The sequence below is a fragment of the Paenibacillus sp. FW104-T2 genome (assembly GCF_058789975.1).
On record NZ_JBYTCE010000044.1, the window covers coordinates 1 to 15,245 of the forward strand.

10 protein-coding genes are annotated in these 15,245 nt (G+C 45.3%); 3 read left to right on the forward strand and 7 right to left on the reverse strand.

All coding sequences use genetic code 11. The features are described 5' to 3' along the window. Positions 1–26 precede the first annotated feature (26 nt). Positions 27–779, reverse strand: coding sequence for a TrmB family transcriptional regulator (locus tag AC3WQ3_RS28410; RefSeq protein ID WP_492474349.1), 753 nt, complete (start codon positions 777–779; stop codon positions 27–29). 152 nt (positions 780–931) lie between these two features. Between AC3WQ3_RS28410 and AC3WQ3_RS28415 the strand changes: the two genes are divergently transcribed. Continuing rightward, positions 932–1,060, forward strand: coding sequence for a DUF4023 family protein (locus AC3WQ3_RS28415; protein WP_095358309.1), 129 nt, complete (start codon positions 932–934; stop codon positions 1,058–1,060). A gap of 641 nt (positions 1,061–1,701) precedes the next feature. Here the strand turns inward: AC3WQ3_RS28415 and AC3WQ3_RS28420 are convergent. From AC3WQ3_RS28420 to AC3WQ3_RS28440, 5 genes are all read right to left on the reverse strand, one after another. Beyond that, complete coding sequence (locus AC3WQ3_RS28420) at positions 1,702–3,345, reverse strand: extracellular solute-binding protein (protein WP_492474350.1); 1,644 nt, start codon at positions 3,343–3,345, stop codon at positions 1,702–1,704. Between the two features lie 122 nt (positions 3,346–3,467). Beyond that, a complete protein-coding gene (locus AC3WQ3_RS28425) occupies positions 3,468–5,126 on the reverse strand; it encodes a response regulator transcription factor (protein ID WP_492474351.1) in 1,659 nt (552 codons plus the stop codon). After that, the gene (locus AC3WQ3_RS28430) at positions 5,104–6,879 is read right to left on the reverse strand and encodes a sensor histidine kinase (protein WP_492474352.1); all 1,776 of its coding nucleotides are present in this window, start codon (positions 6,877–6,879) and stop codon (positions 5,104–5,106) included. The genes AC3WQ3_RS28425 and AC3WQ3_RS28430 overlap by 23 nt, the downstream gene beginning before the upstream one ends. Positions 6,880–6,958: 79 nt before the next feature. Continuing rightward, complete coding sequence (locus AC3WQ3_RS28435) at positions 6,959–7,849, reverse strand: carbohydrate ABC transporter permease (RefSeq protein ID WP_336779882.1); 891 nt, start codon at positions 7,847–7,849, stop codon at positions 6,959–6,961. 15 nt (positions 7,850–7,864) lie between these two features. Then, complete coding sequence (locus tag AC3WQ3_RS28440; RefSeq protein ID WP_492474353.1) at positions 7,865–8,770, reverse strand: ABC transporter permease; 906 nt, start codon at positions 8,768–8,770, stop codon at positions 7,865–7,867. A 298-nt stretch (positions 8,771–9,068) separates the two neighbouring features. Between AC3WQ3_RS28440 and AC3WQ3_RS28445 the strand changes: the two genes are divergently transcribed. Beyond that, positions 9,069–9,734 carry a potassium channel family protein gene (locus AC3WQ3_RS28445; RefSeq protein WP_492474354.1) on the forward strand — a complete coding sequence of 222 codons (666 nt, stop codon included), beginning with the start codon at positions 9,069–9,071 and terminating at the stop codon, positions 9,732–9,734. Next, entirely contained in the window at positions 9,718–11,115 is a 1,398-nt protein-coding gene (locus tag AC3WQ3_RS28450; RefSeq protein WP_492474355.1) for a TrkH family potassium uptake protein, read from the forward strand. Before AC3WQ3_RS28445 ends, AC3WQ3_RS28450 begins: the two co-directional genes overlap by 17 nt. A gap of 117 nt (positions 11,116–11,232) precedes the next feature. On the opposite strand, the gene AC3WQ3_RS28455 is transcribed toward AC3WQ3_RS28450, so the two are convergent. Further along, entirely contained in the window at positions 11,233–15,003 is a 3,771-nt protein-coding gene (locus tag AC3WQ3_RS28455) for an alpha-L-arabinofuranosidase family protein (protein WP_492474356.1), read from the reverse strand. Positions 15,004–15,245 lie beyond the last annotated feature (242 nt).

Below are 15,245 nucleotides of genomic sequence, written 5' to 3' on the forward strand. Positions count from 1 at the left end.
AAACTATTCCATAAAAGAATAGCTTTCTAATAAATCAACCGGCCCAGCAGCTTGGATATTTCTTCGTCCTGCAGTAGCTGATCTCCATATTTTTTGGTGATTTGAGTGAGGGCAATATCATGATAAAAATAATCCGTCATCGCTTTGACAATCGGCTTGGACATGGTTTTAATCGCTTTCCAGGAATCATTTTCAATGCCTGCGAACAGCAGATAGGCATGGTCTACAATCAGCAGCTGCAAAGGTTCCAGCTTGTCCAGCATGGGAATTAAAGCGTACTTGTTCGTTAAGGACGTCTCTAATCCTCCCACCGACAATACCTCAACATGTACACCTTGCTGTTCTTTTTGTTCCAAGAGCGTACGGTAGTTCTCCATCTTCTCATTCCAGGCCAGAAACAGAATGGATGTATCGGCCTCTGCCATAAGCTGCTCAATATTGGAACCAATCGATGTTTCATCCTTCAGTGTCCAAATATGCTCATCCGTAAACGTTCGTTTGATTTTATAGGCGTTCAATTCCTCGATATCCTTCTCAAAATCCGCTTTGATCTTCAAAATAACGGACTGGAGATCCACGGCTGTATACAATTTTTTCTTGCCATGCATGGTGGTTAATACAATTCCTTTATCGATAAGCCGGTTTAATACTTCGTAAATTTTGGCTTTGGGCACATTGGAGTGATTGACGATGGATGATGCATCGAGTGGTTCCTGTTGAGCGAAGATCGCCTCGTACACCTGACTTTCGTATTGCGTAAAACCGAATTTCTGCAACATGTTTGGACCCGCGCTCCTTCTGGTTATGTATCCTTCTGTTTGTTATTAGTTTAGAGATCGTACTAGTCCTTGTCCAGTTTCATATAACGGACTTCGGGTGGTTATATTAAGATCCGGGTACACATTTTGATTATAAAGGAGCTGTATCGTCCATGGAAAGCACCCATGAATTTGTGCAAAAGGTAAATGAGAACGCCGAAAAGGCCCGTCACAACAAGAACAATGGTAAAGGAACACCCAGCGACAAGCTGCCAACCAAACAGCACGGAACCAAAAAGTAAGTTGACTGACTGGAATTGTATCAATTCCAACTAAGCTTCCTTCGTAATCATTGTTCCCGCAAGAGAAAGGATCTCGCGATAGAGATCCTTTCTCTTTCCTCACTCTCTATCAAACTGACTTCACTTTCAAGCTTTCTTACTTGGTATACGCCTGTTTATATTGCATGGAGTAGTTCGTCCAGCACATCCTATCACTACTTTTCATTTAATATAGCGAACCTATGTTTAATAGAAAAGAGATGATACGATGACCTGTCGAACTTGTACAAAAGCACCACGTCAACCTGATCTCGTGTTAATCTATTGGTCCAGAAACCCGCTTGTACCGGGATCCGCTCGAAGAATCAGAAGGGTTCGTGTGATTGGAAACACATCACCATGCACATTCTCCCTGGTACCCGGTGCTCTGTTAATCAATGCTCTAAACTGTTTGCTGGATCATGATATCGGTTTTAAAGTCGTATATCGTAAAAACACATCAGCGATCTCCGGGGTTATATTGTTGAAACGCAAATGAGAAATGAAGCCATCCCGTTTTTTTACCACATGCAGCACACTGTAGTCCTAATATATTGAAAGTATATTCAAGCAACAAAAGTGCCACAATACAAATTCAATTGTACTGTGGCACTTCTTGTTTTTTATTTATTGGCATTAATGACTTCATTGACTTCCTGTGTAATCTGATCTCCGCCAAGTTTTCTCCAGTTGGCTACAAAGTTATCGAATTCATCAATCGACAGGTTGCCATAGATGATTTTCAAGAATGTCTCCGCTCTAAGCTTATCCAATGTAGCCTGCTTCGTATTCATGGTTCTCGTTGGTGCATATATAAATTCATTCATCACGATCAGGTCATTGTCACGGTAGTACTTGATTACGCCTTGCGAGCTCTCCGGTCCAAAGATGCGTTCCATATGCCATTTATCCAGATTGCCGTTACGGTAATCCATAATATCATCATAGAACAATTTCGCTTCAAGCCCAAGCCCAGATATGTCACCCGTTTTCAGGGCCTGTTCAACTTCATCCTGTGCCTTTACGTTTTTGTTGGCAGGCAGATTGGACACCGTTGCATTATGAAAACCAAGCCCGGTTAAACCATTCAAATAATCTGCGCGTTCCTTCTCCGCAGATTCTCCGAACATCTTCTCTGCCTGGAAATTCAGCAGTTTAATGAGTGCTTCCGGATGCTCATACCCTTTGCGGACAGCGAAAATGCCGCCCAGGCTAAGGTGATTTTGGGTTTTTGCTGGCTGATCATCAATGGATTGTACCGGATACGGCATCCAGTCTACGTTCTGATCTTTCTTAATCATACTGCTGACTTGAAACGGAGCCCATTGCGGCAAAAAGAACATGCCAGACTTCCCTGCGTTCACGTCCTCCATCATTTTCGCAAAATCCTTCACCCCAAATTCGGGATCAAGCACACCTTTTTGATACAGGTTCTGCAGCTCTCTCAAGCCTTCCTTCACTTCAGGCTGGATAGTACCATTCACAACCTGACCCGATGCATCCTTGATCCAGGTTTCGAGATACCCATGATACCCCAGCAGGAACGCATTGATTGGCAAATCCTTGTTCAGCGCGATCCCGTACGTATCATCTTTACCATTGCCATCCGGATCTTCGAACGTGAACGCTTCCGCAATTTGGATGACATCCTGCATCGATTTTGGCGCTTCAAGCCCTACCTTTTTCAGCCAGTCCTGTCTGATCCAAATCATGTCCGATGAATCAAGTGAACCGGGAAAACTCACCATCGCGTAAATCTTGCCATCTTTGGTCACCGGTTTCAATCCTGCTCCGTCTTCTGCAGACATAAATTCCTTGACCAGATCCGATGCGTATTTATCATATACTTCCGTTAAGTCCTCAAGCATGCCCGCTTCATGTAATTGCTCGAACTGCACCGCACTTACTTTCAATACGTCAGGCAAATCTCCGCTTGCAAGGGTCACATTCATTTTATCGTTGTAATTTGCATCCGGCACAATCCAGTCATACGTGACTTCAATGCCGAGCTCGTCCTTGTAACCGCGGGTCCAAATATTGTTCGCGTGTGTATCCCCTTGAGCAAGCGATTCCTTACCCGTTTCGTTCATCGTCGAGGTTAATTTAATTGGCGGGTCATACTTGGTGAGTGGTCCTCCCGCATCCTGCTGGGTACTAGGCTTGGTTTCGCTCTCTGCATTACCAGCACCTGATGAACACGCTGCAAGAGTCCCTGCCAGGATCATACTAAGCGATAACAATGAAAGCCTTTTGAATGACATAATCATACGACGAATCCCCCTTTTTGTTCCTCCCGTGAGGTATGTGTTCATTGTATAAAGAAAGCGCTATCAGTACGAGTGGATCTCGTTTACATCTGGTATCTTTGATTTACCATTTAGCAAGTATTTTAACTTTTTTGATCCCTGTACTCCTGAGGCGTGCAGCCAATTGCTTTTTTGAAAAAACGATAAAAGTAATGCTGGTCACTGAAGCCGACCTTGGCGGAAATCTCATGCATTTTACACGAAGAACCGAGCAGCAGTTCCTTGCTTCGTTCAATGCGGCGATCATGAATATATTCCGAGATGCCTTTGCCTGTGATTCGTTTATACCAACGAGACAAGTACGAAGGATTGAGAGAGACTTCCTGTGCAATACGGGTAAGAGAGAGATCATCCTCCAGGTGATGCTTGATGTATTGATGGATCGAGATCAAGATTTGAGACTGGTCATTCAGGCGGGTATCGCTCCGCTTCGATATCATCCATTCAAAGGCAGACTGATAGAAAATAACGAGTTCGGGCCACGGTGTATGGATATCAAAATGCAGCATGCGGGAGAGACCCATCTCTTCCTTCGCAGGTTCGTATAAACCCAATTCATGAAGCAGTTCAATCAAGGTACTCCCTGCTTCGGTGTATACCTTCATTCGAAAGAACGGATCTTGAAGCCCCTCCTTCGAACTCTCAGTCCATTTCTGATAAGAAGTTATCCATTCGCTGTCCCCCGCTGCGACATGCTGCTTGACCTGATCCAGATGCAGCGACGCAACCGCCTGCTGGCTCAGTGGGTTTGGTAGCAAGTTCATATCCGGCTGCACGTTGACACGAAGCAGCTTTTCCATCCCGAGTCCAGGTCCTTCATGAATGGATAATCGCAACTGTGCGATGGCCTGATTCAGATCCATCCAAGCTACAGCCTGTTCACTCACCATGATCGATACCGAGAGGTTAAGGCAATCTGCACAAGATTGCTGCACAGACTCAAGCGTTCCATAGACAAAGCGAAGCGTTTGCTCCCACTGTTCCTGTGCATTCCCACGATACGCTGTACTTTCCGCAGCTGGCTGGATCAAACAAGCAATGACCTGATAATCCAGATCAATCGCCTTGACTGTCGACTTGTCCTGCAGCAGCTCCTCTGCCACATTAGCCACAGCATACCTGATTAAACTCCGATCGGCCTGCGTCTGATAGTTGTTCCAATCCTCCACCCTTATAATGACCGGAAGAACGCGTTCCCCAGAATGAAAAGGAAGCTGCACGGCATCCAGTTCCTCCTGAAGCGAGGCGAAATCATGCCTTTCCGTTCGCTTCATTAGATCAAGCATTAACTGACGCTGCAGCTGGGGCAGGGCTCTGGGCAGCTTGCTGCGGAACCAGGCATTCTGGTACCTGAAATCATTTTCTTCCGAAATTTGAGCCAAAGCACGCTCTACTGCCGTACGTATATGATTCATGCCCTCCGTCTTGAGGAGATAATCCACCACACAGGGATTGCGTATGGCCTGATGTGCATAATCGAATTCATTATGGCCTGTCAGCAGCAATACTTTGCATCTGGGCCATCGGTCCATGATTTTCTCAATGAGCTCCATGCCGTCCATTCCAGGCATACAGATATCGCTAAGCACAATATCCACCTTTACCGAATTCAACCACTCGATTGCTTCGAAGGCAGATTGGGCCTTAATAATCTCCATGTCCTGAAAATTCGCCTTCTGGAAGAAGGCATATAGTCCGTCCAAAATCACCGGTTCGTCATCAACGATCAGCATCCGCTGCATGAGGCAGCTCCCCTTTCCATGGAACATTCACGACAATGCATAAACCACCCAATTCACTACGTCTTGCAGCGAGACCGTAATCTGCACCAAACTTGATTCTCAGCCTTTGGTTTACATTGATAAGCCCCGTAATTTCTTCATCTTCCTGTCGCTGCGTAGGCTCCCCAAAGGACTGATCTAGCCCAGCTAACATCTCATCCGTTAACTGATCACCATCATCCTCAATCCAAATGGACAGCCTGCCCTCTGCGGCCTGATAAGAGAGTTTAAGGATACCTCCCTGACTTCGCTTGGCAAGTGCATGTTCGAAGACATTCTCCACGATTGGCTGAACAATGACTCTCGGGATCGCAATCGATCTGTACACAGGGTTTATATCCTCAATGAGCAATTGTACTCTTGACCCGAATCGGATCTTCTGAATCGCAGCATAGACCATCGCATGGTCTACTTCTTCACCGAGCGAGACTTCTGTCCGAGAGTCACGGGACATATACCTGAAGTACTGACCCAGATAATCGGTAAACTCCTGAATTAATTCAACGTTCTCCACCTCCGCCATCTGTTTAATACTGAACAGACTGTTGTATAGAAAGTGAGGCTGAATCTGGGATTGAAGATGTTTGAGCTCTGCTTCACTCGTTCGTATTCTGGCAACATAATTTTCTTCAATCAAAAGATATAAGCGCTCTATCATATGGTTGAAACGAGAGTATAAATATCCGAATTCATCCCGTCTTGAATGCGGAATACGGATGTCAGGCTGCCCTTGCTCCGCCATTCTGAAGCCTTTGACGAGTGCAGATAACGGCTTGTGGATCGATTTGTACACAGATAATGAGAAGATGACAATGATGACCATCGACATCAAGGTTAACATCCATAACCATAACTTATATCGTTCAAGTGGTGCCTGAAGCACCTCTTCAGCAATGCTGGAGGTTAGTGTGAATGAATGATCCGAATCATAGAGAGAGTAATACAAATGATGATCGGAGTGGTATCTCGTTACCTGCAGCGCATCCTGCGGTTCCGTTGGAAGCATCTGTAATAGTCCAGTAGAGACAGCCTGCTCTGAGGAGGAAATGACCACTTCGTGCTCGTCACCAAAGCTCAGCGTGATGTCACTGCCGCCCGTTTCCGACAGCTGCTGCAGCCTTTTTTTCAGCTCATCTGCAGATAAACGTATTCCCAATATAAAATTGGGCGGCTCCTCGTGATTCATATTGTACGGATTGCTCTTCAGGAAATAGAGGTCATCTGCCGAAGTCGATAACTCCCCATTCAGATTCCCCATCGTCGCAAGCAGATCTTTCCACTCGTCGTCCTCAACGCTGCGGATGCCATCCACTGCACTTACCCGTTTATGAAGCGCAGGAACATAGTACACAACATCACTGATGTATGGACTGGTCACCATGATCTGACTGAGTTTCTTATGTATCTCATTCAGACTGGATGTAATCTCATACCGACTCATAATGGGTGCTCTGGTACTTAGCGTGGACATCGGTTCATCGAACGAAAATTCATTGACAAGACTGCTCATTCGCTCCAATTCGAATTGCAGATGATTGTGGTAGAAGTGCAGCTTGGAATCATGCGCATTTTCTACTTCGATCTGCATTTGCTTGGAGCTATTATGTGTAATTACAATGCTGCTTCCATACAACGGGAGAATAACCAATACAAAAGCAATCATCAGTTTGACCACAATGGAGTTGGTCTTCCAGCTCCCCCCCAATAATCTCATGCCCCTTCCACTCCTCTCCTCAAGCAGCAAAAAAGGAGCCGGAAATCGGCTCCTCTACTCGGTTTTCCTCCTACCGATCTTATCCCTTTACACTGCCGACAACAAGCCCATGAACGAAATACCGCTGCAGAAATGGATAGACGAGCAGAATGGGAATCACGGATAAAAAAATCTGGGACGCCTGGGTCGTTCGATCCGACACCTGGCTTAACAGCGTTGCATCCTCCAGCGTCATCATTTCACTCTGGATCATCGTCACTTGCTGCAGCATGGACTGCAGATACGTTGCGAGCGGATATTGCTCCGGGCTTTTCATATAGATCATGCCATCAAACCAGGCATTCCAGTGTCCGACCATGGCAAACAACGTGATCGTTGCGATACTTGGCAGGGAAATGGGCAGATAGATGCTCCACAGTGTACGGAAATGTCCTGCACCATCCATCCACGAGGCTTCTTCCAATTCTTTGGGCAATCCTCTGAAGAAATTCAGCATCAGCAGTACATTGAAAATGGGAACGGCACCAGGTAATATCAGTGCCCAGATCGAGTCCAGCAGACCTGCTTCCTTGACGACCAGATAACCCGGAATCAACCCTCCACTGAACAGCATCGTGAATACAAAAATCCAGGCATAGAATGTTCTGGAACGAAACCTTGAAGCTTCTTTGGAGAGAGGAAAAGCCACGAGAATTGTGAAGATCAGATTCGTGGCAACTCCCAATATCACCCGAAGCAGACTCGTGCCAAACGAGTTAAGGAACTGTTGATTTTCCAAAATGTACTTATAAGACGATAATGTGAAATCCACGGGCCAGAACGTAACATTCCCGGCTTTGACTGCATCACTCGAACTGAAGGATATCGCCAATATATTCACGATCGGAAACAGGCAGAGCAAGGCAAGAATCGTCAGGATGACGTAATTAAAACCTAAAAACCAGCGATAGGCTCTCGATGCATGGTGCATGATTCTGCCTCCTTTCTAAAATATGCGATAATTGGCGAACCGATAGGCCAGAAAATAACCCAGTCCGATAAAGATGAATGAAACCACCGACTTAATGAGGCCAAGTGCCGTAGAAACCGAATATTGGGCATCCTGTAAACCGATTCGATAGATCATCGTATCCAGAATATCACCGGATTCATAGACGAGCGGGTTGTATAGATTGAACACCTGATCGAACCCGCCATTAAGTACGTTTCCAAGACTAAGGGTAACCATTAGAATGACAATCGGACGAATTCCGGGCAGCGTAATATGCCAGGTCTGCTTCCATCGCCCTGCCCCGTCCATGACGGCGGCTTCATAGAGAGACTTATCAATGCTGGTCAGCGCTGCCAAATAGATGATGGTGCCAAAGCCGAACTCTTTCCATTGATCAGTAATGACAAGTATGTACGGAAACCAATCGTTGCTGGCCAGAAATTGAATGGGCTCCATCCCGAGTGCCGTGAGCAGCATATTTACAATCCCACTGCTCGGGGATAACACATCCACGATAATGCCGGCCAGAATTACCCACGAAAAAAAGTGGGGCATATATATTACCGTTTGTATCGTTCGTTTAAATCCGGTTTTGCGTACTTCGTTGAGCAGTAGGGCCACAAGTACCGGAATCACAAGGCCGGAACTAATTTTCATGACAGAAATGAATACCGTATTCCACACAACCTGGCCAAACCCCGGAAGATCGAACAGGTATCGGAAGTTATCCAAGCCTACCCAGTTCATGTTCTTGAATCCAGCAATTGGAGAGAAATTCTGAAAGGCAATCGAGAGACCTGCCATTGGAATGTAACCGAATACAATAATGATGATCAAACCGGGCAGAATCATAAGATGAAGCGGAATGTTTCTGATAAATTGTTTGTAGTTGGAACGCATGAGCTGTCTCCTCCTTCAAAATTTATTATAGGAGCAGGCATGCTGAGGAAGTAGTGTAGGTTATTTACTTTGGGTATCTTCTGTTGACTCTGACTTTGAATAGGGAATATTGGTTGCAATGATGAAAATAAACAGTTAAAATGAAAAACTTCATCAGATCCATACATAGCTCAGATTACGGGGTTAATTACCAAATAAATCCTCATATCTGAAACCTTACAATCCTGTGTTCGTAATGTTATTCACTTATTAGATCGCGCAAGTCAGATGCTTAAATTTGATACAAATGAGGGATATCATGAAAAAACAGTTTATTGTGCTGGGTCTTGGACGGTTCGGGTCTAGCCTGACACGTACACTCATTAACAATGGACATGAAGTGCTCGCCGTGGACAAAAATGAAAATTTGGTACAGGAAATGTCATCCATAGCCACCCATGTCGTACAGGCAGATTGTACTGACAAATCAGTTCTTATGGAACTCGGAGCAAGCAACTTTTCTCACGCCATTGTTGCAATCGGTGAAGACCTGCAAGCCAGCATTTTGACGACACTGATACTAAAGGAACTGCAAGTGCCCGTTGTAACAGCCAAGGCTAAAAATGATAATCATGGAAGTGTGCTTAGTAAAATTGGTGCAGATCAGATTGTTTACCCGGAACGGGACATGGCTACCCGATTGGGGAATCAGCTTAGTTCCGACAATATTATTGATTCCATTGAATTATCACCTGATTACAATCTCGTCGAGATCAAAGCATCCGAACGTATGAATCAGAAAACACTGCAAGAACTCAATGTTCGGGCAGCCTATGGCTGTACTGTTATTGCTATCAAAACGGGGGATGACCTAAACATCTCACCCCTAGCAGAAGATATCATCCGGACAGGAGATATGCTCTTGTTGATCGGAAGTAACGAGGACATACGAAATTTGGAGAGTGACTATGGCAAAAAGAAGTAAACACGTAACGATAAGTTCTTCTCTTAATAAAATTGAGTCAACAGTGAACAAGTTAAAAAATAACATGAGTCCTCCACAGCTCATCATGATTATTTTCTTCGCTCTGATATGGGTTGGAGCGATATTGCTAGCACTACCGTTGTCAGCCAGTGACGGAAAATCAATCGGATTGCTTGATGCCTTATTTACGGCAACCTCTGCCATATGTGTTAACGGGTTGGTTGTCGTCGATACCGGGAGTGTATTCTCTACGTTTGGCCAAGTCATCATTATGATTCTGATTCAGGTTGGCGGATTGGGTTTCATGACGCTAGGCGTTATGGTTGCCATTATATTGGGTAAGCGGATTGGGTTAAAACAAAGGCTCCTTATTCAGCAAGCCACCAACTCCACTTCCGCACAAGGACTGGTCAAGCTTTCGCTTTATATCGTCCTGATCGCATTTGCATTTGAAGCTCTGGCTACACTGGTACTTACCGTTCGATGGCAAGGTGATCTTGGATGGGGACAAGCCCTCTATTATGCACTTTTCCATTCGGTATCTGCCTTCAATAACGCGGGATTCTCACTATGGTCTGACAGCCTTTCACCCTTTGTCGGCGATCCGGTTGTAAATCTTACAATTATTACGTTATTTATTAGTGGTGGGTTAGGCTATATCGTGGTTGTCGATCTCTTTCGCAAACGTTCATGGAAAAAGCTTTCTTTGCATTCCAAAATCGTGATCATCGGCAGCTCTTCGCTTTATCTGATAGGTTTTATCATCATCTTTTTACTAGAAAATTGGAATCCATATACGTTTGCGGATTTGTCTTATAGTGAACGTATATGGGCTGCCTTATTTCAAGGTACCGCTCCGAGAAGTTCAGGATTCAACACCATCGACATTGGCAGTATGCTTGCTACATCCCAATTTTTTATTATTATTCTGATGTTTATTGGAGCTTCTTCAGGCGGAACGGGTGGAGGCATTAAAATAAACACCTTCGTTGTGCTCGTTCTGGCGACTATACAAACCTTCCGGGGCGGCGGGCAAATACATGCTTTTGAGCGTAAAATAGCTGAAGAAACGGTCATGCGTGCACTTGCTGTTGTCATGAGTTCCTTGGCCTTTGTATTAGGTATTTCCATACTTCTGTCCATTTCTGAAGGAATCCTAGAAAAACATTTTTTGGATGTCCTGTTTGAAGCAACTTCTGCTTTTAGCACGACAGGGCTTTCGATGGGTTTAACCAGTGAGCTGAGTATCCCTGGTAAAATCATTGTCATTTTCACAATGTTTGCAGGTCGGTTAGGGCCATTGACACTGGCTTTCGCTTTGGCTCAGAAAAAACGTACATCCAAAATCGGTTATGCCGAGGATCATGTCCTTATTGGATAGCGGAAGTGTAACCCTATATGAACCAACAGTCTTGATTAATTTTTTCACAATTAAATACCCTCTTCATGCAGACAATACAGTGTCTGTATGAAGAGGGTATTTGTATGAATAATTGCTCTACAAATCCAGAATCAATACATTGACTGAATAAGCGGGCAACTGAAGAATCACAGATTGACCGTCCAGTCCAATCTCCCGTTCCTCTGGAACCACCTTCTCATCATTCTTCTTGTTCACATTCGGAACATGAACCAATGATTGATCTCCGCTGAGTGTGATCAACCGTGCTGCAGATTTCACATTCAGATCCTCAAGATGGACGTCTGTGGCTTTGTCCACGCTATCTGCATTCACCAGTTTTACATATACATGCTGCTGATCTCTCGTAACGGAATGGAACACCTCACGGTTGTATGCTTCGAGCTTATAATCCAGCACTTTGCTGGTTGTATGTCCGTCTGTGTAGGAGCAGATCAAGCTCTTCCCTGTATCGCCGCCATAATTGACAGTGATCGTATAATCGGTACCGCTCTCCAGCGATTCATAATTCGCAGCTCTCAGGTTACCCGCTGCGGAACTTGATGAGTAATCACCGAGAGTATATCCTTCGATACCTTGTTTGTACACTTTTACTCCTGTTGCATCACCACCGTAACCAATCGCGTATTCAATGACATCCTTCTTGTCAGATGAAATATCCGTAAGTCCCACGCCAACATAGAAACCGTCATCACCCGCCAAGCGCTTGGTTTCCACCTGCACCTTGTAATTGGTCCATTCTTCATTCAGAAGATATATCCCGTTCAGGCCGCTGGTTTGCGATTTAAGCACAAGTCCGTTTCCGGCTTCAAGTGTATATCCGTTCGAACCAGGAATCAGACCCCACGCCTCACTCAGCTCCGTCTGCTCCCTGAAATCTTCACTCAACAGCACGCTGCCATCCTGATTGGATGTGACCGTCACCCGTTTCACGACGATGTCTGCATTACCGGTTGCAATCTCGATTCCTCCATGAGGGATGAGCTCCACCTGTTTTCCTTTGCTGTACGTCTTAAACGAAGTGCCGATCACTTGATCTCCGACGTATTTCGCAAAAAGGTGCTGAACGTAGTAGTTCGGTGTATACCATACTGTTTCATCGTCAAACCAGATGCAATCCGGTGTCCAGCGATAGGTTCCATCGGTCAGCACTTTATTGAACAATGGCGCATAAGCAGCCAAACGAACGACATCTGCATTGTTTTCGAAGCCGGTCATGATTGCTGCTTCTGCAACGGCACCCGCCAGTGTGTTTTTGTCCGTGGATGCGTACTCTCCGACAAAGACCTTGGAAGTCTCTTTCCAGTTGATTTGCCCATCTTCATGATATGCCCGATGGTAGTAGTTATAACGATCCACGTTATTCAGCAAGTAATCATTGGAGCGGTAATAGTGTTCGTCTGCAATGGTATCCATGTAATCATCCTGCTTCTCATACCAGGTTACCGTTTCTTCAATGACCTTCTGTCCATCCGCAAACGCGATTTGGGCCGAACCCGTAAGGTTACCGCTCAGGAACTTCCAGCCTTGTTGGTATGCATCATCGTCCGCTTGTGCACCAACGGTTGAAATGATGTGCAATTCATGATCCGGGTAGTTTAGCTTCATATAATCATCAATGGATGCTTTGAACACTTCAAAGTTGGCGAAAAATTCGGTTCCCCAGTTCTCGTTCCCTACACCAAGGTAGCGCAGATCGAACGGCTCAGGATGCCCCATTTGGCTTCGTATTGCCGCCCATTCGTTATGTTCAACATCTGTACTCAGGGCAAAATCGATCAGGTCAGTGAAGTTTTTGATGTAATAGTCTCTTAATGCGCCGCCAGCCGGATGTGCGTAATCCGAACGTGCCTGACACAGAACTCCACAAGCCATTACGGGAACCGGAGCGGCATTCAAATCTTCCGCGAGCTGGAAGTACTCCATGTATCCAAGCCCCATCGTCATCATGTAACCCCAGACATTGTAGTTCTCTTTGCGCAGCTCAACCGGACCAACAGAATCCTTCCAGTCGTACACATTATCCCATATGAAGGACCCTTCCGAGATGCAGCCTCCCGGAAAGCGCAGAAACTTGGGGTGCATATCAACGAGAGCCTGAACCAGATCCTTTCTCAGTCGATAGTTCGGATTTCCCTTGTAGTTAGCGTGTGCTGATGTGGAAATGCCGGCTTCATCAGGAACTGCGCCCCATACGTCCCGTGGGATCAGAGACACCATATCGATGGAAATATCTCCTTCAAACGTAAGCGCAAGCTGCCCAAGGGCTGTCTCTGTTCCGGTAAGAACAAGAGCCTGATTTCTCGTTTCCGAATCCACCCTGACTGCACCATACTTTTTCCAGGTACCTCCTCCATCTACATGAACCTTGACGGAATCACTAATTACAGTTTCCGAGCCATCCTGTAGTTGTATGGTTATCGTACCGGCCGAATTTGCCTTTGCCCAGATGGTGAAGTCGTATTGTTCACCTTTTTTGATGGACATGGCACAATGCTGATTGGTATCAGAAAAACCACGATTTCGTATTGTTGCTCCATCCTGAACCGTCACATAGTAAGCATTTGCATCCGGGTCTTCGAGTTTGAAGTGGTCATTCAATCCACCTTCGTGATGCACATTCATTTTGCTGGTGTCTCCAGACCAGGCGAATAACGGATCCCGGTTCCTCCCTGTCGAACATCCGCATTCACCGGAGGTATGTGAGTATGTATCAAATGCAAAAGATTCAAATGAACGATTCTGAACCAGCTCGGCATAGATTCCGCCATCCGCCGCATTGTTAATATCCTCGTAGAACAGACCGTACATGACCTCGCTAATATCAGCGACTTGCTGATCGCCGTGAATTGTTATGGTATAAGGTGGCAGCTCCTCAGGCAATACGGATACGTCAAAACTTTTACTCAGCGAGCTTTCACCTTTACTCAAAATTGCACTCAGGCTTGCTTCCTGTGCCGAGGTAATGGACTGCATTTTTCCATCATGTGACAGCACTTCAGGACGATTGGACTGCCAGTGGACCTTCACTTTCCCACCCAGCAGGTCAACAGGCAGCGAAATATTCCTCGTAACGATTCGGGTCGGAAATGACAAATATTTTTCTCCTGCCAACGTAACAATTTCATCATCGGTTAATGATTCACACATGACTTCGATGACTTCATCCATCGTTAATCCAGCCTGATATATCCGAAAATCGGACAGTGATCCGGCAAAATCCACATCGGCTGCATACTGAGAACGACCAATGTAATTCTGGCTGTAATTGGCAGAATCATTGAAGGAATCGAACCATCTGCGCAGCTTCGCATAATTACCACTGGACGTCTGACTGATGGACCCATCTGCTATTTTCTCTCCATTAACGTAGACGATCGGGCCAGCACTGCTAAGCGTACCTCCCTGAGTTCCTGCTACCGACAGAGCGATATGCATCCATTCCCCCGTTGCAAATCCTCGGCCCGGATCCACAACCAAATCCCCTTCTGCAGACATCGTTCCTCTCAGCTGTCTTGTCAAAAACAGATTGGGGCCCTGTTCTCCTTTTCCGAAGTCAAAAATGCGTTCCCACACATTAGAGCCCTTGTTTAGATGCACCCAGGCTGCCACAGTGATGCCTGTTTTATCGCTTACATTTTGTAATAGATCTGAAGGTAACTGAAGATACGATGTCCCATTCTCCCCCCCTGCAAAAGTAACCGCATTCCTTTCACTCACTCTCCCCACCGATGGTACCGAATGACCTCCAGCAATGCCATCCTTGCCTTGGCCGGAATAATCCTTACCGATGTTGCCCGCATCCTCAAACTTGTAATGTGCAATAATTTGATCTTGATAACTGCTCATCATTATGCCTCCTATGTAGATTATCAATTAATTCGTGAATATATGAATCATTAATATATTTATAAATATCTTATATACTCGTTATAGTACTCATTTCGAATTGGATTTTCAACTAAAAACTTCAAATCGGTAGTAAATTCAAAATAAATTCATACTTTAGTCATTCATTTCGCTTTTTTTAACTCGTTTCAACAACACGGTTTACAAAAATATAAATTAATTGATATTATAGCAAATGTAAG